The 20,827-nt window shown below is 41.8% G+C and carries 17 protein-coding genes; 8 read left to right on the top strand and 9 right to left on the bottom strand.

Annotation, left to right across the window (positions count from 1 at the left end; genetic code table 11):
- From RG47T_RS05640 to RG47T_RS05630, 3 genes are all read right to left on the bottom strand, one after another.
- Positions 1-2,676, bottom strand: a 2,676-nt coding sequence (locus RG47T_RS05640; protein ID WP_216351008.1) for a DUF6443 domain-containing protein, incomplete at its 3' end; no start/stop codon positions are given.
- A gap of 11 nt (positions 2,677-2,687) precedes the next feature.
- On the bottom strand, positions 2,688-5,915 hold the full coding sequence (locus tag RG47T_RS05635; RefSeq protein ID WP_083627307.1) for a hypothetical protein: 3,228 nt from the start codon (positions 5,913-5,915) through the stop codon (positions 2,688-2,690).
- 83 nt (positions 5,916-5,998) lie between these two features.
- The gene (locus tag RG47T_RS05630; RefSeq protein ID WP_074493169.1) at positions 5,999-7,621 is read right to left on the bottom strand and encodes a T9SS type A sorting domain-containing protein; all 1,623 of its coding nucleotides are present in this window, start codon (positions 7,619-7,621) and stop codon (positions 5,999-6,001) included.
- A 400-nt stretch (positions 7,622-8,021) separates the two neighbouring features.
- Here RG47T_RS05630 and RG47T_RS05625 point away from each other — a divergent pair, with 400 nt between their 5' ends.
- Entirely contained in the window at positions 8,022-8,459 is a 438-nt protein-coding gene (locus RG47T_RS05625; RefSeq protein ID WP_139235653.1) for a hypothetical protein, read from the top strand.
- An 18-nt stretch (positions 8,460-8,477) separates the two neighbouring features.
- On the opposite strand, the gene mobC is transcribed toward RG47T_RS05625, so the two are convergent.
- The 4 genes from mobC to RG47T_RS05605 form a co-directional block, all read right to left on the bottom strand.
- Positions 8,478-10,466, bottom strand: a complete 1,989-nt coding sequence (gene mobC / locus RG47T_RS05620; protein ID WP_074493167.1) for a conjugal transfer protein MobC — start codon at positions 10,464-10,466, stop codon at positions 8,478-8,480.
- A 17-nt stretch (positions 10,467-10,483) separates the two neighbouring features.
- Positions 10,484-11,770, bottom strand: coding sequence for a relaxase/mobilization nuclease domain-containing protein (locus RG47T_RS05615; protein WP_074488512.1), 1,287 nt, complete (start codon positions 11,768-11,770; stop codon positions 10,484-10,486).
- Positions 11,758-12,147 carry a plasmid mobilization protein gene (locus RG47T_RS05610; RefSeq protein WP_074488511.1) on the bottom strand — a complete coding sequence of 130 codons (390 nt, stop codon included), beginning with the start codon at positions 12,145-12,147 and terminating at the stop codon, positions 11,758-11,760. Before RG47T_RS05610 ends, RG47T_RS05615 begins: the two co-directional genes overlap by 13 nt.
- Positions 12,148-12,342: 195 nt before the next feature.
- Positions 12,343-13,278, bottom strand: coding sequence for a DUF8464 domain-containing protein (locus tag RG47T_RS05605; RefSeq protein ID WP_074488510.1), 936 nt, complete (start codon positions 13,276-13,278; stop codon positions 12,343-12,345).
- A gap of 156 nt (positions 13,279-13,434) precedes the next feature.
- Here RG47T_RS05605 and RG47T_RS05600 point away from each other — a divergent pair, with 156 nt between their 5' ends.
- From RG47T_RS05600 to RG47T_RS05570, 7 genes are all read left to right on the top strand, one after another.
- Positions 13,435-13,722, top strand: a complete 288-nt coding sequence (locus RG47T_RS05600; RefSeq protein WP_074488509.1) for a hypothetical protein — start codon at positions 13,435-13,437, stop codon at positions 13,720-13,722.
- Positions 13,723-13,870: 148 nt separating this feature from the next.
- The gene (locus RG47T_RS05595; protein WP_074488508.1) at positions 13,871-14,188 is read left to right on the top strand and encodes a hypothetical protein; all 318 of its coding nucleotides are present in this window, start codon (positions 13,871-13,873) and stop codon (positions 14,186-14,188) included.
- Positions 14,189-14,381: 193 nt separating this feature from the next.
- Positions 14,382-14,858, top strand: a complete 477-nt coding sequence (locus RG47T_RS05590; protein WP_074488507.1) for a hypothetical protein — start codon at positions 14,382-14,384, stop codon at positions 14,856-14,858.
- Positions 14,859-15,245: 387 nt separating this feature from the next.
- Positions 15,246-16,151, top strand: coding sequence for a LytTR family DNA-binding domain-containing protein (locus tag RG47T_RS05585; RefSeq protein WP_074488506.1), 906 nt, complete (start codon positions 15,246-15,248; stop codon positions 16,149-16,151).
- A 281-nt stretch (positions 16,152-16,432) separates the two neighbouring features.
- Positions 16,433-16,957, top strand: coding sequence for a protein kinase family protein (locus tag RG47T_RS05580; RefSeq protein ID WP_074488505.1), 525 nt, complete (start codon positions 16,433-16,435; stop codon positions 16,955-16,957).
- A 49-nt stretch (positions 16,958-17,006) separates the two neighbouring features.
- A complete protein-coding gene (locus RG47T_RS05575) occupies positions 17,007-17,453 on the top strand; it encodes a MauE/DoxX family redox-associated membrane protein (RefSeq protein ID WP_074488504.1) in 447 nt (148 codons plus the stop codon).
- Between the two features lie 76 nt (positions 17,454-17,529).
- Entirely contained in the window at positions 17,530-17,844 is a 315-nt protein-coding gene (locus RG47T_RS05570) for a DUF6520 family protein (protein WP_074488503.1), read from the top strand.
- 49 nt (positions 17,845-17,893) lie between these two features.
- Here the strand turns inward: RG47T_RS05570 and RG47T_RS05565 are convergent, their stop codons facing one another.
- Positions 17,894-19,420: a TlpA family protein disulfide reductase gene (locus RG47T_RS05565; RefSeq protein ID WP_074488502.1), complete on the bottom strand. Its 1,527-nt coding sequence runs from the start codon at positions 19,418-19,420 to the stop codon at positions 17,894-17,896.
- Entirely contained in the window at positions 19,420-20,817 is a 1,398-nt protein-coding gene (locus RG47T_RS05560) for a RagB/SusD family nutrient uptake outer membrane protein (protein WP_083627306.1), read from the bottom strand. The genes RG47T_RS05565 and RG47T_RS05560 overlap by 1 nt, the downstream gene beginning before the upstream one ends.
- Between the last annotated feature and the right edge of the window lie 10 nt (positions 20,818-20,827).

Raw genomic sequence — 20,827 nt, 5'->3', positions numbered from 1 at the left:
TCCTAAAAACTTATAATTATTCAGCAGCTTTCCCGTTGCGATCACAGGCGGGTACAGCACAATATCACCTTCTATTTCCTGGTATTCCAGGTAATCCATATTATAGTTAAGATGCTTTAAGCCAGATGGGTAATAATGGTTCTCCTCTTTTATAGCAACGCCCGGTATACCATTTTTAGGGTTCTGAAAGCCATAACTTAAGCGCACGCTACCCAAGTGGTCTTTGTACTGAAATACATAGTTATAGTTGTTTACCCCGCTTACAACCGTGTTATCGACATATCCTTCGGCAGTTGGGAAAAACTGCAGCACTCCGCCTTTATACTGAAAACTATCAAGATAGTCAACATACACGGTAGTTGTAGTACCAGATACTACCTCGGTTACCGTCTTTTTAAGCTTCGTTCCAGCAGCATCGTAAAGGTATACAATTTTGTTGGAACCAATGCTCACCTCTGTCGGTAAGTTTAGGTGGTTGTATTTGATGTCGGTTGTAATACCCTTATTATAATCCCTGAGCATATTACCTTTTGCATCATAAGTATACTCGATATTGTTTGAGGTATTTATGTCCTTGAAACCCTGCGGGCTGTTACTGTTGTCTACGACTTTGGTAAGCTGGTTACTGCCTGTAGGATAAGTATAAATAAGGTCATCAATCAGCACGGGTACATTAGGGTCATCTACCGCCCCGTTACGGCTGAGACCGGTTATGTTACCATTTTTATCATAACGGATGTTTTCATTATAGCTGCCCGTAAGTGACGGTGTCGCCCCAGGTTTCTGGTAGTAAGAATATCTCAATCTATTCACGCTATCGTACTGGTAACTGTATTTCCTCTTTGTATCATCGCTGGCAGTCCTCCAGTATGTCTCCGAGATATTACCGTTGAATAACGGAACATAGCCGGTAATAGGATCGGTAACATTATTATATGCAATCTTAAAGGCAAAAAGGTCGCCACCAAGGTTGTCAATATTATTGATGTCAGTCAGCCAGCTTCTTATATTATACTTAAAATCAACTGTTTGATATCCAGGAAGCAAAGTGCCATTCCCCACTTTTTTACTTATCAGCTGCCCTAACGCATTATAAGTGTTATTAGTTAGAGTTTGCGCTGTAAGGTTGTTTATTTGGTGGGTATGTGTCAGTAACCTGTCCTGGGCAGAGTAGGTGAAATTCTCAGTTATTAAAAGTTCGGTATCGGCCGCTACACGCTTATGTGTGGTTTTAGTATATACAGTAGTGCCGTCAAAATCAAGTTTTGTATCTACTTGTGTATATCCGCCAAGGTAATTTGCTGTCCTGTTGCGCACTGGCCTGCTTTTGTTGTCATATAAGATATAGCTAAGGTCTCCAGCCGTATTTGCTACTGCATCAAGTACCCGTACCCACGAGCCGGTAATAAGGCCTTTTGCTTTGCTGCGTATTTTCTGGGTCTCAACAGGATCAAAGGTCGACGGGGCACCCGGCCACGTATAATCGTCATAGTAATTTACCGTAAGTAATTTAAAACCTGCTGGTAGGCCGGGTATACTGTTATAACCTACTCCACTAATGCCCCCAATAGTTCCACTGCCCCTAACTGCGGTTACAACTGTCGTAGTGGTGGTTTGAGTGGATTTTCTAGTTGCAGAGGTAGCCGTCGCAGAATACCATCCTGTCATTGCCACACGGCCAAAAACATCATATATTGTCATTAGCCATCCCATGTCTGCAGATACGCTGGTAGATCCACCCCACGGCGTTAGTGTCGGACCGTTTAAAACGGCTCTGTCCAGCGGGTCGTATACCGTAAACTCCCATTGCTTACCCGGTAGCTTTTTTTCTATTTTGCGGTTTCGGTTATCATATTTATATTGGTAGCCCAAATTATCGATATAGGTATTACTCCCGTTCATTAGCGGAGGCAGCACGTAGGAAAGGTTCCCAAATTGGTCGTATACATAAAAAGTGTCATAAGCACTTGTACCATCATAGGTTCGTTTTAGCACAACCTGGCCATCCTTATTCTTAAACTCCTCGGTAGTATTGGCAGTACCAGATGTCCAGTTTTCATCTTTAGTAACGGTTTTACGAAGTTCACCTATCGGGTAATATGCTCCAGAATTTACAAAAGAAGGGATGTAATCGTTTGCTGTATCGGCATTTGCGCTAATTTTTTTTACTTCGTTAGCGGCATTGGTGTCATATGAGAACTTCACTGTGTGGTCATTGTTGTTGGCACCTGTATGGCCTTTCCATGCCGCGCCAGGAGAACCCTGTTTTAAAACCCGGTTGAGCGGCGAATTCTCATAAAAGCGTTCTGTATAAGGATTAACCGCTGTATCTTGTACTTTTGTAGGATCAGCATAATAATCTATCGTGGCTTGCAACAACCCATTATACTCTAAACTTGAGGTCTGCGATGGATAGGGCAGGTAATCTTTTGGCTGGAGACCTAAAGCGTCATACTCTATGTGAGTAATAATGTCAGTTCCGGTTGCACTCATCTTACCTTGATTTTTTTCAGATGGCCTTCCCAAGCCGTCAAAATAAGTTACATCGGCGCGGGCCGTGGCTGCACTGTTTGTTGTAGAATCTCTATACGTAATTGTTTTTATGAAATTCTGGCTAGTTGTTTGTGCCTTTATTAGAAAAGGCATTAAAACGAACAGATATAATATTTTTTTCATGTGGTCAGTGGTTAATTAAGTCTGAAATGATATTGATTCTCAGTTAAGATATTGTCATATTTGTCCTTGACGAATAACAGTTTGCCTTCGCTGTTATATGTATATTTCAGGGTATTACCGATTGGGTCTGTAATCGTTGAGGCTCCAAGTAATGGGCTGTAAGTCATAACTGTTATCATAGCATTGGGTAACGCTGCCTTTACAGTTGCGAAAGAAGTTGTGTCAAGTGTACCGCCATTACTCGCTGATTGTAGCGACGAGACATAAGAAGACAGCTGGCTATATAATACATTTTCCGCTTTTAGAATAGGATATTGATTATTATAGCCCCAGATAATGCTTACCGGGATATCATTTTCCTTTTTATACTCTAGTATATTACCATACGCGTCGTATTTAGTTATTTGCAATTTTCGGTCTGCTACACTTGTTATAACAATATCACCCGGGCCTTTTCTTGTATGGACCTCGATAGGCAAAATAATATTAGACGTTGCCGATGAATTTGAATATTTTATATGTTTTTCTATCAATTTTGATCCCGAATTATACGTACAAATCTTAACAGGCTCCGCAATTCTGAGGGAGTCTGTAAGTGTTTGCATGTAGGGGCTTTGCTCGATACCAATAAGGTCATTAGGGTATTTATAAGTTGTCTGGATAGATTCCCCAAGTGAATTAGTTGTAGATTCTGATTGCAATTGGTAATGTGGCTGGGTGCCATAATTTTTTATGGTCAGTTTCTGTACATAATTGCTTGAATAAAACTCTTGTTCAGTTATGGTGTCTAACTTGATGACCCCATAGTAATTTTTATATAAAAAAACGGAATAATTACTAAATGCCGCATAAACAGTAGCTAAGTTACCAGCGCCTCCCCAGTCCGGTTCTCCCGGCATGATAAAGTTCTTCCGTACAATTGTACTTGTCTGATAGCCTGATGCCAGAGTGCTGTAATGATAGGTTTTTTTTGTTTTTGGATTATTGGCTTTATCATATGTAGTTTCTTCATTAATCTTATCTCTTGTTAAATCCGAAGCATTAGATGCGGGTGAATCGTATATATCTTGTCCTCCCAAGACTTGGCCTGGCGAATCGGGGCTTGATAAGAATACGCGTTCTACAGCGCCATCTATTATGCCATCTTTTTCCCACAACTCTGTTATTGATTCGTAACAAACACCCTGCCTGCTTAGCGTGTAAGACGAAGCTGAAGTTATTGAAAATTTTACCGCGTCATAAAAAGTATTGGTTATGGGAGTATTACCGCTTCCTCCAGGACAATCTGAAATTAAATTTGAAATTTGCTTATAGAATTTAGGTTCATAAAAATGTTGGAGTGTAGTGTTAGCGGATTGAATGTTGGCTAATTTATTGTAATAGAACAATTTCTTATTATATGTTTTTCCTTCGCTCATATCCAAAACGCTTTTGATACGGGCTCCCGGGCCATAAAAGACTTGTTCAACATTTGTAACCGTAGGTTGAAGATAATCCAACACAAAATTGGCAGCAGCCGTACCACCTGACAACTTCACCGTTACCGTGTAGGTACTTCCTGCAACCGTACATATAGGTGCATAATTATTAAAGGAATTTGTACATGTCGCACTCGTATTCGTAGTAAAAGCCGTCCCATAAGGTGAGGTTAGAGTGGCAATTAACGTATTATCTTTTTTTATTTCAACGGTATAATTGCCGGTAGTACATCCGGTATTTCCGTTACTCATGGTGTTTCCTGATATTTTTATAGCGGTACCATCAGACGTCCAAGTCTTACTCAGTGTCAAATCTGCACCTGCACAATACGATTTATTGAGGTTGAAGGTATATGTTGATGCAGGTGTTGTGACCTGAATTGTTTTGGTGTCGGAATTACCTTCGTAAGTTACTTCTGTATATCCTTTAGTAGGATACGTAATCTTTTTTAGAATACCATAATAAACATAAGAAGCATCGACATCAGTATTTGCCGTTGCTGCTACATTACCAAGATATGATGCAATCGGAGAGGTTTGTAGCGAACTACTGAACGCAACCGAATTGTTAGTTCCATTATAGAAACCATATTTATCCTTATTATATCCCAGGCGAACCGGCAATTGATCTGCATTGTAATACTCGAAAGAATATTTTTCAGGCTCTGTGGATGATGCATTACCCTTAATTTCTATATCTTTAAGGAAAGTTCTGTAATATAATGAAGAATCGTTGAGCAAAGGTGAGCCTGATGCAGTTCCGTAAGTATAGTATGTAAAATTAATATCCCTGATAAGTTGTGTTCCAGCCAGGACTTTAATTTCTTTTAGTGATTTCCCACCGCCATCAAGCCTGTTAGTATTATAATCAAATGTTATACTATTGCTTTTGAATGAAATTGTTGATATTACTTTAGATAGCATCGCACTTGTGTTGACGCAATTATTTGTTGAAGGTGCTAAATTTGCCGTGTTATTAGGACTCGGGCATGCCCCTACGAATGTTGTTGTAAATGTATTACTGGTTTTGTATGTAAAGTTATTCGCTGCATAGGTAAACGATATAACATTGTTAGTTGGCGATACAATTTCTTTTAAAAACCAAGCTGAATCATAAGACGTGTAAGTTTCAACAGAACAACCATTAAGAGGGGTGTTATTCTCAATATATGCATCGCTTCCCCCGAAAACATACCTGAATCCCCTATCATCTTTTATAGTAAACTTCATCCTGATCGGGTTACTAGCTGGAATAGGAGTATAGGAAATTGTAACATCTGAATCACTGGAAAGATGTATGTTAAGATTCGCATCAAAATAGAATGAACCCGACAGTCCATTTACATTAAAAGAAAACCAGTCCTGCTCCCCATCAAAACCAGATTCTCTGGCAAGGTTCTTCATCATAACTTCGTCTGAACTGTTAGCCCAGTCAGGTGAAGTAGGATACCACCTGTTATTACTTAACTCATCTGGAAAATCCTTAACTACACGGGATATAGTTCCCCCGGCACTTAAATTCCAATCCATGCCCACGAGGCCAGCCAATGCATCAACCGATACCCCGGTGCTATAATAATTAGCTGAAATTGGGAGCGAAATATCTCCGCATTTTATATCGTAAAGCGGTATGCTGTAATTAAACCCTCCCGAACTTCCATTCAAAGGAAGATTACCGTAAGTAGACATTGTCCCTGCTGACGGTGAAGGAGGTATAATTTTTTGTACAAATTCATTTGTGTAAGCCGGATCTTGTGCCATAGTATTTTGGCTTAAGATTATAAAGGCGAAGACGGTCACCAGTATTTTTATATGTATATTAAACTTCATTATTCCTGTATTTATTAATTCCTATTCCTGATTACTTTAACTGAGTCGGTGCCTTTGTCGGTCTTCACTTCTACGATATACACCCCTTCGGGGTACTGGCTCATATCAAGGGGTATGGTGCGGCTGCTTACTTCAAACTGCTGTAATAATCTACCGGATAAGTCATATACGGCTGCCGTCCCACCGCTAAAGTCAAAACCGACAATAATGTTAGTAAACTCACCCGCAGGGTTAGGGATGGCTTCAAGCAAGGTGCGCTTTTCTTCTTTTTTCTTCTTCTTGTCTTTGTCCTTCAGCTTGACCACCCAAAAGTCATTACTCCCCCTGGCGCTGTTCTTATCACGGGATATAGTGCCTTTACTGGTACCGGCCAAAATGTAACCGCCATCGCGGGTCTCCACCAGTTTCTTAAGCAGGTCTTCGCCATTGCTGCCCACAGTTTGTTTCCAGAGCTCTTCGCCCTCGGCAGCTATTTTTATCGCGATATAATCGTTAATGTCTTTCTTGTCTTTTTTGCGTTCCTGGCCTATTACCTCACTTTGGGCATAACCACCTATCAGCATTGTGCCATCGCTGTTTTCTACCAGTGAGGTAAGCACATCCACATTGCCGGTGTTGTAGGTTTCCTGCCAGAGGATGCCGCCTTTTACATCGATTTTGAGCACCCAGAAGTCAGCGCCTTTTTTATTGGTTTTTGATTTGTTGCCCGTAGTTGCCGAGGCAGAGCTTCCGCCGAGTATGTACCCGCCGTCTTTGGCCTGGGCAATGCAGTAGAGGTGGTCGTCTTCTTCACCGCCATACAGTTTTTCCCATTCGGTTGCGCCGTCTTTGTCAACTTTTACCACCCAGTAATCACCGGCACCGTAATTATCCAGTGATTTATCTATGGATGCAGGAGAGTTGGAATACCCACCCATAATGTAGCCGCCGTCATTTGTCTGAACAATGCTTTCCAGCACATCATTATACTGGCCGCCCATGGTGCGTTGCCACGCTATTTTGCCTTTATTGTCGAGTTTTATGACCCAGTAGTCCAACCCGCCACGGCAGGTTTCCGATTTTCCGTAAGGGTCGTCCAGCCCTTTCTTTACCTTAAGGCTTTGCGGGGATGCCGAGGAACCGCCTATGATATAGCCGCCATCGGTAGTTTGCGATATTGATTTAACCAAATCCTGGCCTGGGCCGCCAATGGTCTTTTGCCATTCCTCGCCGCCTTTGGCGTTGAGTTTTACAACCCAGATATCTTCTTTGCCCAATGCGGCATCGATCTTATTAAAGCCCTTATTTGATTCGGATGTACCGGCAAGGATAAAGCCGCCGTCATTCGTGTTTTTGATGGAATACAGCATATCCGGACCTGATCCTCCAAAGTTCTTCTGCCATTCGGCTTCGCCTTTCTCATTCATTTTCCAAACCCAGTAATCAAGGTCGCTTACATTGCTTTCTTCCTTGTTGCCTCCTTTAACTGAAAGCGATGCCCCGGCAAGGATAAACCCATAATCAGCTGTGGGTTGCGCATCGAGTAAGTATTCAGCTTGCTTACCGCCGTAGGAGCGTTCCCAAAGGATGTCCTGGGCACACATACTTCCACAACAAAGCACGGCCAATGCGGTTGCCTTACGTAATAGTGTCTTCATAAAAAATTGGTTTTTTAAGCGCTGATACATAGCCTGACCGCTGGGGCAGTTGCTTAACTTAATGGCTATAGATCAGGGCTTGATTCTGAGTGACAAGATATATCTTGCAGTTAAATTAAAAATACCCATTAGTGGGGATTTTTCAGGCTATAACTATTAAATTTCAAGATTGAGTAAAATTTATATTTCAGCAGATTTCGGCTATTTATTCACAAATTAACCATTGATTTAATTTGATTTTTTGCTGATTGCATAAAATTTTAATTTTTTCCATCAACATTTCCATCTCTTGCTGTTAATAATCATTGATTTGCAAAACGTCATATTTGTCAAAAATAAACATATATGTATGTGTGTTTTTGACATTGAGATAAACGTTCTTTCATCTCTTTTAAACTTAATGAAAGAAGAACTATTTGAGATAATTATACTCGAACTTGATTACTTTTTAATTGAAAAAGTAAGAGAAATGAGAATAAGGCATCAACCTTATTTGTCAATGCTTAAGCTGTCCCAGGAAATGGAACTTGGAGAAAGTTATGTCAGCAGTGTTGAGAATCTTAAATCAAGGGTTAAATATAATATAAGGGCAATTCATAGGGTTGCAAAGTGCTTTAAGCTACAATCCTATCTTGAACTATTCCCTTCAGAAGTTATGAAAAATGATATAGTTCGGATGCGATTGAGAAAGTTTCCCATCAAAAAAGGTAAGTTAGGAGTTAACGACGATGGTACAGTAGATAAAGCGTATGAGATAGTCTCGGTCAATCCTCTGACTGAAAAAGAATTACAACTTTGGAAATCTAACAAACTGCCATATCTAACAATCATTAAATAATATTCTTAAAAGTACACGTTATTTACCTTTTTTAATTACCAGATGTGCCTTGCCAGGATCATTTAGCAAATGTTCCATCTCAAAGCGGATGATATCCTCAATATCCTGTTTTATTTGCAGGTAATTCCGTTGTACCATCGTGTTATCAATCTTACGGATCACTTCGATATCCTTATAATTTTCCTGTTCTTTTTTGAGGGCTTCGTGGTCGTTCAATATTTCACAATGAAAAGATTTTAGTTCGATTTTATTATCGGGGTCGTCTGCCACCATGCCAACGAATTCGCCGGAACTCAGCGCCGATATTTTAGATGGCGGTATCGCGGATTCGAGTTGTTTGGACCGGCTGATAGAGGTATCACCGCTGTTGATGGACAAGCTTTCCCGGTCCTGCATGATCTTGCCGAAGCGCTCCGATAATTGCTTAGCGGTATCGCCCGTTACCTGTCCGGCCACAATATTACCGGTAATGTTCATGATCACATCAGCCTGTTCCCGCCCGTAGTCTTTACGAAGCTGGCTGAAATCCTGGATACCCAAACAGGTAGAGACTTTATTACTTCTTGCCGTAGCGATCAGGCTATCCATATTATTAAGGTATATGGTGGGGAACTCGTCAAATACCAGGCTGCTTTTGAGTTTTCCTTTTTTGTTAACCTGCTTTACCAGGCGGGTTACATATAAGGACAATACAGCGCCGTATATTTGTATCTTCTGCGGGTTGTTGCCCATACAAACAATCTTTGGTTCATCGGGGTTGTTAATATCCAATGTAAAGTCATTGCCGGAGAGCACATAATATAATTGCGGCGAAGAAAGTCTGGCCATAGCGACCTTAGCAGATGCTATTTGCCCCTCCAATTGCTCCATGACATCTGACAGGTATGCATTGACAAAAGGGTTTATCAGCACCTCTATTTCTTTCTCCGTGCGAAGCAACGTAAAGAGGCTATCGTAGTCGGCCTGCATCAGCTCTATCACATGGGGCAGCGTGCAAAACTCGCCGTCCTTATATTTCTTCAGGTACCATATTATAGCAGTTAAAAAATTAATGGGCGATTCGACAAAAAAGTCGCCTTGCTTCTTGATCCACTCGCGGTTAAGCCCCATTAGTATGGTACGTGCCGATTCCGCCGCGTCGGTAATATCAGTCATGGCCGACGGCTCCAACGGGTTGCAGCGGTGGGTACGTGAGAGGTCATCAAAATTGATGACATAAAAGGCCGGCGCTTTTTTATACTTATCTTTATTATGTAGCCAGGTATTGTAGGCAATTTTTGATAGGTCGTCGAACTTAAAATCATACACGAACATGGTAAAGCCCTTGCGGATGTGCTGGGTAATGATGTGCCGTATTACAAAGTAGGACTTACCTGAACCGGGGGTACCCAAAACCATAATTGAACGGAACGGGTTGATAATATTAATCCAGCTTTTCCGCACCTTATCTTTTAGATAATATCGTGTGGGAAGGTTAATTGAATATTCATTTTCCAAAAGGCGCTCCTCCTGCGGGAAGGTCTCGTTCTCCTTATTAAAAATATCCTTATTGTTGAGCCTGTCCTTAATAATACGGGACAGCAAGGTACCGCCGGTAAGCACCAGTAGGTAACCAATGCCGGTGATGCCCATATAGATTATGGCAAGGTAACTTACTTCAAAGGAAAGCTTCAGGGCAAGGTAACTGGCAAAATATAAGAGCAGCCCTGTAATGGCATAAGCAAATGCAGTTTTATGGTTCAGCTTTTCATCCTTGCGGCCTTTGGCACCCAATAATGAGATTGCTAAAAAGCCCAGGGCTATCAATTTCGACTTAAAAAAATTAGAGAGCATGCCCGTCCTGTAGACGTTACCTAACAGGCGGTCGCTAAAGGTGCTGCTCAGTCCCCACTGGTGGAACGCGGCATAACAAAAATAATAGCAGTGGATCACTAAGATCACAATGCTTATCAGGCGGGTCATATCTAATATTTTCCGTAGCGCCTGTTCGTTTTCCCCTGTTTGCATAGCCATGGCTTTAAATTTTACTGGTTATTATTATTTGACTTCCCTTTTTTCCTTCTTTTCTTGTTGCCTCTTAATTGGTGCGGCAGGTAATCGGATGTAAATTCAGGCTGTAATAAGGCTTCCAATACATTGCCTCCAACTAAAGGAATTGTTTTGTCCTTGGTTTCTGCCGCAGTAGCGCCAGCCTGTGGCTGTAACCCCGTTTGCTTCTGGGCTGCATTGCCCGCCAAATGCTGCCCCGGTTTCAGAGCATGTTGGCAGCGTTCCTGGATGGCTTTGGCACTGTATTGCTTTCCAAGTGCGCTGCCGTTAAAGATGCATTTGGTGGTATGGTCTACATAGGTGATACCATAGATAATGCCGGTATCGTTTTGCCGCAAGGCAACATGGATACCCTGTTTTTCCAAAGCCCTGACTAAATCCCGCAATGTTGCCTTTCCGCCAAGTAAAGCCATATCGATAGCATTCTTAGCCCGCCCTTTGTAAGGCATACGTTTTACCTCATTGTTGCCATACTTACTTTCCAGATACTTTAGTGTTGGGCGGCTGTAAAAATCACTGGCCTTAATGGGCACACCGACGGGGTTGCCCTGGTCGTCAAGTATGCGGTAGACCAATCCGTTTGCTTTAAATATGCGGGAATTTTCACTGCCCCGGTCGGCAAGGACATTGTATTGGCGCAGTACTGCATTTAGTTCCGGTAGGCTGGTAAACCTGTAATTTGGCAGCACCCCATCCAGCACCGTGGTAATGGCCTTTTTGGATTGGATGCGGCCGTATTTTACTTTACCCATCGCGATAGGCTGCAATTCATATTGTGGGCTGTCCTGCCTCCCTTCAGCGGCAACCAGGCCAAAAGATTTTTCGGTTTCCTTACGGGCCTGCTCAGACTTTTTTGCAGCCAAATGGTGCAGGTCGATGCGCCCACCATCGGAGGTTATATTAGTGGTTACAACATGGCAATGCGGATGCCCGGCATCGTGGTGCCGGTATACTAAAAAAGGCTGCTTGCCGAACCCTAATTTTTCCATATAAGCATTTGTAATTTCCATTAGTTTTTCATTGTCAAGATGGTTTTCCGAAGGGGAAAAATTGAGCGATATGTGTACGCTGTTTACCTGCACATGGGGCCGTAATTCCATCTGCCTCAGCAGCCTGTTAAGGCGCATAGGCACCGTCATTTTATCGGGGTCAAAAGGGTAATTTTTTGCCCCGATAATTTCTGCCACACCTTCCTTTACCTTGTTCTCATTGTAATTAAAAACCCGGTGTATGGACTTGCCTGCCTTAATTACCGCAACCATGATTCAGAGACCTTTTGGATGTGGTTTTTTATCTCCTCAATCTTATTGAATAGGGTGCGCTTTTCAATTTCAAAAGTCATGAGCCATCCTTTAAATTCTACTGCCTGCGGGAGTGTGTGCAGGCGTTTGACCACCTGGTTAAAATTGTTGCCAATGGCATTCAGCTCAGAGCAGAGCCTCCCGGTTTCTGTTATGAAATCATCGGCGGAGCCATTACGGTAGACCGTTACTACCGGCTTCTCAAAGAGGCAGTGCCTTAAGTAATCACTTAGCTTATTACAGGTTGAAGCCTTGGCTTTGCGTTCGATCTTTGCGTACTCTTCCGGCGTCAGCCTGAAGATTACACGCCTTGTCCTGTTTGAACTTTCATTTTCCATCACATCATCATTTATCACGTTTCAAACTCATTTTATCATTATAGCAAACCCCGCCCACGACTTCGGAGTATAGGGCGGCCAGATCCGGTTGTACGACAACCGTTTATCTGGCCGTTTGCTGGAACGGGCAAACTCAACCTGCTTTCAGGAAAACCCTAAAAGCTGTTTTAACATTCCAGCCGTTTTGCTTTATTTTTAGCAGCCTGTTGGATTTGGAGGTTTTTCAAGCATAATGCTGTCTGCAGGAATTTTAGCCCCTGATTGCTTTGGAGCATTAACCAACCAGTCGTTCAGGTCGGTATAAACATCATAGCGTTTGCTTTCATCATGGTAGTGATTGCATAGGGAAAGGGCAAGCTCGGTAGCCGCTTTGCCGGCAGTATCGTTATCAAGGAAAAGGTGTACATCTTTATAGCCGTTTAAAATGGCATGGGTACTTTCAAGGAAGGCCAGTGAGTTCAGGATGATAAAATCGGTACTCCTGAAGCCAGCATCATCGGTAATAACCATAAAAGAAAGGAAGTCAAAAAAGCCCTCGAAAACCGCAACTGAGTCACTGCCGTTTTTAATGGTGGTAATGCCTTTTGGGGAACTGCTGAGCTTCTGGAAAGCATTACGAATCTCGTAGCCGCCAAGGTCGTTTTTAAAGCCGATGCCATACCATGTTTTGCCCCCTAATTCATATCGTACTTCCCGGCAAAATTTTGATGCTATTTCTGCGCTGATGCAGCGCCCTTCAAGGTAGCTGAACAAGGCATGTGAAGAGAGGAAAAACTCCCCTGAGATTTTTATTTGCGTTTTCTCTTCCCAAGCAATTTTTAAAGGCCGGGCCGGGTGCTGTTGAAGGGAAAAATTACCCGCTAATTTTTGGAGGGCTTCTGATATGCTGCATCCCCAAAACAACACCGCAAAATCGACCAGGTTACCGCCTTTGCCGATGCCGTGGTCGTACCAACGATTGATCCTTCGGCTAACCTTAAAAGAAGGTGTTTTTTCATCACGCAATGGTGAGTGGTACCAATAGTCATTGTTGCGAACCTTTACCGGTTCAATGCCGATTTTAGACAGGATGTTTACCATGTCTATTGCCTTGGCCTGCGCTATCGTAAGCTTGTTTTCGCTGAATTCCATAACCTCACATTTTCAATTTCATATTCAGTTCACTGAAGCAAAAGTAAAGCGGTGGGATGGATATTACCCATCGTAGTCGGATTTCGAACAGGGTGCGTATTGGTGCAAGGATTATTTTTGTAGGGTAATTTATTGTTTAACTAAGGAGTGAAGATTATGGCAACGACAAATGTAGCGGCCCAGGTATTTGATACCATCATGAGTATCCCTGGCATGAATGAGATGGTGAAGATTGATTTGAAGATCTCGCGAAAGAATGTATTGCTTCTTAATGGTATCATTGAGCGTGGCCTGTCAGAGAAAGGTGGGGAAAACGATGGCATTTTAGCAAACGTACCGGATGCCGATTTACAAGAGCTGAAAGCGGTAGCTGACGAAGCCCTGCAAAAAGCAGGCCTGGTGGATCTTAATGAGAAACTACGGAGTCTGGGAAGCGTAAAGTGACCATGAAGCGGGCCGTCACTGGTAATGACGGCTCGTTTTTTATGTAAATCTACCTGTTAGGGTAAAACAGGTAATAGCATCCGTTAAATATCTACCCTCCTGATTTACTTTCGCCCTGAAATTTAATGTTTGTCGGAAGATGGTGAAGATGTCAAAAAAGGATTTGAAATTTGTTTATCAATGGCCGATCCAGACAATTTATGACCCTACAGAACTGGATCATGATATTATTGTATTATCGAATGGTAATGACGTATTGAATTTCATTAACGGATTTTCAAAGGCGCACAACCTGAGCAGTAAAAAAACCCTTGAAAAAGTAGAGTACATCTTAAATAAACACCTCTACCCAGGAATCAATACCCGAAAGGAAATCGAAAACTGGATTTGTAAGAATTGGAATTCCATTGAGCCTGAAAATGACAAGGGGGATATTAACCTGTTTCCATATGGTCAGGCAGAATAATCGGAACCACATAATTTAACGGATGTAGAAAGTTACTCTCAGGCCGTTTGTTATTTGAATCTGGCATCACTATCGTTTAACGGAAAGTTCCACCGATATGGCTGTTAAAATTTCGTTAAACAGTTCTTAAAAAAAGTTGAACATACGTCTGTTTTGTAATTTCCATGTTCGTAACACCTTAAATTTTAATCACATGGAAATAATCAACTATCCCAACAAATGGTTCCGGTACGTGGCTGCGCTGACAGGCACCCTGATCATTCTTTTTAACGGGCGACCCTTTGACCTTCTTGGAGCCTTATTAGTACCCTTATTTTATGTAGCGTTTGTTGCAAGCTTTCTTGCCGCTTTATTCCTGGTGCATTGCACACATAAGGTTAGCCTGTCGCTCGATGTTTCAGCACCGTGGAGGGAAGATTTTGCCGTAAGGCTTTGCTATCAGATCTGCCTTGCTATAGTAGCGCCCGCGTTTATCGATGTGGTGTTATTTTACGTTTATTTTACGGTGCAGGGGAAGAATATAATGAGCAACGGCTTTCTTTGGGTTGATTTGCCACTTGTATCGATTCTATTAACAGTTTGGAACATTTATTATTGGCTGCACTCTAGGGTATTGGCAGTCCTATACAAAAGGAAGGAAAAATTGGAAGGAAAAACGCTTGGTGGTTAAGCCCAATCAGCAATATGGACACGCAAGCCGCCGGAACGAACCTTAGAGCCGGATGATTTGATTTAGGTATTTTTTGTTATTTCCTATAAGTATGTTTAATGTAGCAGCTACTAATATTTTTTTTCTTATAGATAGATGGATGGGAAAAGGATTTTAAAACGCTCTATGTGCCTTGCGAAATAGTTATCATAATCATACTTTTTCGGGGATTAGGTCTGGAGTAATCAGGGATAAGGCTGGACAATTGTCCCTGCTCCCAATTTCAAAATTTTAAGTAACCTACTATTTGGCTTTTGATCGATTAACCCTTTAGAATAAAACAGCCAGAAGGTAAGTTTTGTGCTTTAGGTACGACCTAAAATAATTATACGCCTAACCTTATTTGTTATGAAACCCATTCCTTACAGCAGTAAGAAGCTGCGTGTTCTCGCGGCTTTAGGCGGGGCGCTTTACTCCGTATTATACGGACATCTGAACGAAATCTTAAGTGCTTTAATATCCCCCGGCTTTTATTGGGTGCTACTTTTCAGTTTTTTTATTGCACTTGTTATGGTCAATATTGTTTATCATACCACTATCTGGCTTGATACTCATTACAGATGGCGGGCTGAACCATTTATGCGTTTGATGTTGCAAATCCTTTTGAGCCTTGGACTACCACTCTTAGTTGATTTTACAAGTATGGCCATATACTTTGGTGCAAATGGATATAGTATTCTCGATAACGGTTTTCTAGGTGAGGATTTTATGTATATCATTTGCTTTATGGTTTTATTAAATATATACTATAACTGCTATTTTTTTTTCTTTAAAAGAGAAACGAACCCTGATAAGGATACTAAACAAGATAACCGGGAAACAGATGCAACTGAACTTCCAGTACCTTATGAAGAAACTAAGAGGCCGGCAGTGCATCAAAGTGTGTTAAATTTAGATTACAGGGGTACGCATATCCAATTATTTATAGCAAATATCCTTTGCGTTTATAGCGCGGAAAGAAAAACTATAATTATAACTAACGATAACGAAAAATATATTCGCAATGAAACTATTTCAAGCATGGAAAAAAGGCTATCTAAGGAAGGGTTTTGCAGGATATCAAAAGGCGTAATAATTAACCTTCAGGTTGTCAATGGTTATGGAAAAGCAAAAGCAAGAAACATATTGCACCTCGTCCCAATATTAAAGTATAAGGAAATTTTTAAAGTTCTGGGCGATGAAAAATTAATCGTTGGAAGAGTATACCTGACAAGCTTCCTACAGGCTTTTACTAAAGCGCAGGAAGAAAAATGACGCTTTTGAAAAAATAAAGAAAATTGGCTGCAACTTTTACGCAAAAAAAAGGCACTTTCGCGCAAATTTTGATGCAACAGCATAGGCATATTTCGCATTTAAACGATAAGAACTGTCTTTTAACTGATTTATAGGTACTTATAAACAAACTCGAAATTTTGCACTTGTTTCTTGTTGGTGAATTGATATACATTTACAACCGACACCTTACTGCGCTTCTTTATAAGAACCAGATACTTAACACCCCGGCGTTTACCATCTAATTTTTATTTTGGTTAAACATGCGATCAAAATTTATTATTCAGGCGGGAGCCTTTCTTTTGACTGGCATCTTTCTCTACGACCTAATTGACAAGTTCATCTATACGTTCTTCATTAGGGATATACCTCCAACTACCCTTTATACACTTGAAGGCGATCCACCGGATATCCCCCTAAGCACTCCGGATTATTGGGCACCTGTAGTGATGCTTTTAGGGACTTTTGCGATCAGCTTTGAGATAGGAGCCATCGGCTGTCTAATAGCCGCCCTGTTTACTCGTGCGCCGTCAACGGTTTATCGCGATGCTTTTTTGATGAGTACATTAATATTTGCGTGTTATATAAGCTTGTTGTCATGGCTAAAAGGGAGCATTTCCTCAAAACGCCCCTACGCGTGTATCTACCTATTGGGTAAGCTGCCAGGTTGGCAACAGCTTTTACTTTTACATCTTGCCCTGCTCAACGTTGCGATAACGGGTTATTTCTATAATCTAAGAATCCCCAAATCCAAAACAGTATTAGTTCTTGCCGACTTTAAAGGATAAACCGATAAGCTAAGACCGACATAAAACATGAATATGTAAAAGATAAAATATGCTAAACAGAAAAATAATCTTAGAGATCATTACAGCACTGTTAGTCCTTTTATTTCTATACACTGCTATAAATAAATTTTTAGACTTTGAGGGCTTTGCCAGCGATATGAATAACCAGCCATTCCCTAATGAGCTAACCCCGGTTTTGATATGGGTTGTGCCTTCGCTTGAACTTTCCATTGTGGCTGCGCTTTTATTTAACAAGACAAGGGAAGCAGGCCTTTTTGGATCGCTACTCCTGATCGGTTTATTTACCCTTTACACCGCAATGGTCATGCTTAATGGTTTTTCCTATGTCCCCTGTAGCTGTGGTGGTGTCATTAAAAATCTTACATGGCCGCAACACCTTGTTTTCAACCTGTGCTTCGTTGCCATCAGCTTCATAGGCATTAGGTTAAACCGTAAACATTATTCAATACAAACGACAAGTGGCCACGCCACATAAATACATCCTGGCCAGGATTATAAGGGGAAGCCGAAAACCTTACAGAGTAGGCAATATTTTCCAATTATTTTATCTTATGAAAAGATTTCAGATCATGCTTGCAGTAGCCGTTGTGTTTGCTGTGGGCAGCGCGTTCACAACTGCAAAAGCCGATGCACCCAAAGAAAATAATGGTGCTTTCGCGGATTACACCTTTGTACATGTAGCTCACACTACAACAAACAACCGCACTGACTATATTTACAGGGCTTCGCCATCAAATTGCGGTACGAGTACAACCAATATTTGTAAATCGGTTTGGTCGCAATCCAGTACTCCCGCCGATGGTGCCAATCCTGCGGCAGATGCCGTGCAGGGTACCATCCAAAATGGCAATTATCTTGGGTCGTAAAGGAATAAATGCAGGTAGCGTTGCTACCTGCATTTTATTTTACCGAAAATTACTTATTAAGCGCCTCGCGAAGTTCTGCGATAAGGTTTTCTTCCCCTGGCCTGTCCCAAGGTTTCGAGGGATTGGTGTTATAGATGGCACCATCTTTATCAATGATCAGAAGCTGCGGATAGCCATTAGCTGGTACGTATGTTTTTATAAATTTATTATTTGTACCTGAACCATTGGTATATAAGTATATAGTAGACGGGGTTGTATAATGGGTATAGTGCTGGCCTGTAGGATTCTTCGAGACGCTTTGCAGCCATTGGCTCCTATTTTTGTCTATCGAAAGGCTGACAAAGGCAATATCACTTCGGCCTTTGAGGGCATGCTCCACATTAGGAAGCCCTTTTGCCACTGCCACGCAACCCGAACATCCGGAAAACCACAGATCAAGAAGTACTACCTTCCCTTTGAAATCATTCAAATTCCAGCTTTTATCTTTTTTGTCACTAAAATCAAAATCTATTACAGGCTTACCCTTCTCAAAAGCCTTATTCTCATTAATTATCAAATCTCTGAAATAAGGTGTTTTAACTATGGACAAGGCACTATCTATATAGAATGGCCTTAGCTCGTTATTCGCCCTTCGTTTATAAAGCCAAAAATAAAGCAGCTTATCCCTTACAAGGCCATCATAGCCGTTTTTCATAACGCCAAATAGATTTACATCCAACCCGTTAGCCCCGTCATGCTGTTCCGCCCAGGCGTACATACCCTGAGTGACTAACCGGGTATAAAGGAAATAGACATATTTTGGAGATAAAGCCTCCAGGCTGTCTTTTGAGATAAGGTCTGTACGGTTTCTTAGGTCCTCAAAAACAATCTTGTTATTCTTTCCAGTCGGCGTTCTATGATTAAATCCCGTGAACTGCATTATTTCAAAAACCCATTGCCTGTTATCACCAACATAGTCAGCCTTGATAATCCTGTAAGATAGCGGAGATAATAGTACTTTCGATTTTTCAAGGGTTCCTATGATTTCATCGAGGTGGGCATCCTGTATTTGTAGCCATCGCTGTGGGTTTTCATTATATCCAAACAATGTATCGCCTTTTATCTGATTTTGTGTCAGTCGCTGCAATCTGTACTGCGTATCAAACAGCGCGGCTCCAGTCCCCGAAAAAAACAGGCTGTCGTTTTTTTGCCTGATCTGGATGTTGTTGCCCGGTTCAACAAGATAATTGGCAATGTGCAGGGGATTTTTGAGTTCTCCTGACTTGTCAAAATCATCAGGGAAGGCCACCGATATGTGGAAGGGGGAATTTGGGCTGCCGATCTTAAAGGCAAACTCCCCGTCACTTCCAATAGCGGCCTTGAGCGTGTTTTGTGCAAATTGTAAAGGTGCAGTTTGAAGATAGAATTGGCCGTGGACAATTAGCAGGGCAGAATCCCCGGCGAATTTTTTATTAATGGTGCCCGTCAGGATAACGCTGTCTGGTGAAACCAATCGCTGTGCGGCGAGTGATTGCCTGCAAAATGAAATGGATATCAGCAAAAAAAACAGTTTTATAGAATTATATGTTGTCTTCATTATCTTGGATTTTGTTCAATGCCACTTAATTTAATTTCATTTTCCGGTATCGGGAGCACATAGCGCAGATCGTTGGGGGGAAGTGTGTAAATAACCCCATCCAGGTTTCGGGTCAGGGTCTTTGCAAACCGCGGCTCTTTATTAAGCCTTCTTAGGTCAGGCCATCTCAGGCTCCTGAAAATTAATTCCTTTCGGCGCTCTAGCAGGATTTGCGGCAGTAGTGCATCAGCGCTGGTAGCGGTATAAGGCGTAAATGTCCCGGTAACCCACCTGGTATTAAGCAGGGTATTTAAGGATTTTAAAGCTTCTGGTAGAGCGCCCAGGCGGGCATTACACTCAGCAGATATCAGGTACATCTCATCGGTTTGTAAGCCACCCGAATAACTATAATCGTTATAATAACCACCCTTATAGGTAATAACCCCCGACACGTCCTTGAAATAAATCGCCTTACGCAGATCGTTGCTACTATATGTATTATAGAGGGTAGAATCTATATTTACGTAAGGCGAATAACAATTACTGGAATCGAATATATTGAGAAAACTGTAAAAGGTAACTTCCTTATTGAACCGTGGCAGCGCGGGCTCATCGGTAAGGCTTAAGGTATTATAATCTATAAGCTCCCCGTAAAGTCCCAGAGACTTCTCCGCATATAATTTTGCGTTCTCATAATCGCCCATTATCAGGTATACCCGCGCCAGGAGCCCATATGCGGCAACCGAAGAAGGCCGGCTGGGAAAGCGCTGCATTACAGGCAGCAGCTTTGCTGCCATTAGAAGGTCATTTATGACCTGGCTATAGGTTTGTGCTACGGTTGACCTGGATGCCTTATCATTTAAATTGGAAGATAACTTTAGCACGATACCTAAGTCCGTGGCCGCAGTGGACTTATCATAGGTTTTGCAAAATTCCTGTGCAAGGTTAAAAAAGTCGAAGCTCCGGTAAAACAGGGCTGAACCCTTTACATTATTCCATGAAGCAGTATTGGCATCGTTTTTTGCAACCTTTTCGATACCGTCGAGGATTACATTAGCGTGTAATATCCTTTTATAGCAATAATCCCAGTCAAAGCTGTTTTCACCCTCGTAAATTTCCCTGGCCCAAACATAGGCATTCCGGTCCTGTACAAGGCCAAAGCTTTGCCACGACGCCTTCGATACGAAATAGTCATCACTCATCGTCTCGCATAGTGCGGGCTGGGTCGTATTAAATAAATAGGTGTCGGTATTATTATCAAGTAGCGCTTGGTAATCTTGCACCGTACCCGGAACAATCAATGCCTGGTCCGGTTTCGCGTCAAGCCAGTCTTTTTTGCAGGAGGCAAGACAAAAAAGGCTTAGGAACCCCAAGGCTAAGGATAAATTTTTTATGTGTTTTATATATATAGTTTTCATACTCTTTGAT

This window comes from Mucilaginibacter polytrichastri (assembly GCF_001911425.1).
In the GTDB taxonomy this organism is placed as follows: Bacteria; Bacteroidota; Bacteroidia; order Sphingobacteriales; family Sphingobacteriaceae; genus Mucilaginibacter; species Mucilaginibacter polytrichastri.
This window is presented reverse-complemented; position numbering and strand designations above follow the sequence as displayed.

Coding starts and splice junctions, on each gene's coding strand:
- RG47T_RS05635 (WP_083627307.1), bottom strand. CDS start 5,915: ATGGCACAAGATCCGGCTTACACAAATGAATTTGTACAAAAAATTATA.
- RG47T_RS05630 (WP_074493169.1), bottom strand. CDS start 7,621: ATGAAGACACTATTACGTAAGGCAACCGCATTGGCCGTGCTTTGTTGT.
- RG47T_RS05625 (WP_139235653.1), top strand. CDS start 8,022: ATGAAAGAAGAACTATTTGAGATAATTATACTCGAACTTGATTACTTT.
- mobC (WP_074493167.1), bottom strand. CDS start 10,466: ATGCAAACAGGGGAAAACGAACAGGCGCTACGGAAAATATTAGATATG.
- RG47T_RS05615 (WP_074488512.1), bottom strand. CDS start 11,770: ATGGTTGCGGTAATTAAGGCAGGCAAGTCCATACACCGGGTTTTTAAT.
- RG47T_RS05610 (WP_074488511.1), bottom strand. CDS start 12,147: ATGGAAAATGAAAGTTCAAACAGGACAAGGCGTGTAATCTTCAGGCTG.
- RG47T_RS05605 (WP_074488510.1), bottom strand. CDS start 13,278: ATGGAATTCAGCGAAAACAAGCTTACGATAGCGCAGGCCAAGGCAATA.
- RG47T_RS05600 (WP_074488509.1), top strand. CDS start 13,435: ATGGCAACGACAAATGTAGCGGCCCAGGTATTTGATACCATCATGAGT.
- RG47T_RS05595 (WP_074488508.1), top strand. CDS start 13,871: ATGTCAAAAAAGGATTTGAAATTTGTTTATCAATGGCCGATCCAGACA.
- RG47T_RS05590 (WP_074488507.1), top strand. CDS start 14,382: ATGGAAATAATCAACTATCCCAACAAATGGTTCCGGTACGTGGCTGCG.
- RG47T_RS05585 (WP_074488506.1), top strand. CDS start 15,246: ATGAAACCCATTCCTTACAGCAGTAAGAAGCTGCGTGTTCTCGCGGCT.
- RG47T_RS05580 (WP_074488505.1), top strand. CDS start 16,433: ATGCGATCAAAATTTATTATTCAGGCGGGAGCCTTTCTTTTGACTGGC.
- RG47T_RS05575 (WP_074488504.1), top strand. CDS start 17,007: ATGCTAAACAGAAAAATAATCTTAGAGATCATTACAGCACTGTTAGTC.
- RG47T_RS05570 (WP_074488503.1), top strand. CDS start 17,530: ATGAAAAGATTTCAGATCATGCTTGCAGTAGCCGTTGTGTTTGCTGTG.
- RG47T_RS05565 (WP_074488502.1), bottom strand. CDS start 19,420: ATGAAGACAACATATAATTCTATAAAACTGTTTTTTTTGCTGATATCC.
- RG47T_RS05560 (WP_083627306.1), bottom strand. CDS start 20,817: ATGAAAACTATATATATAAAACACATAAAAAATTTATCCTTAGCCTTG.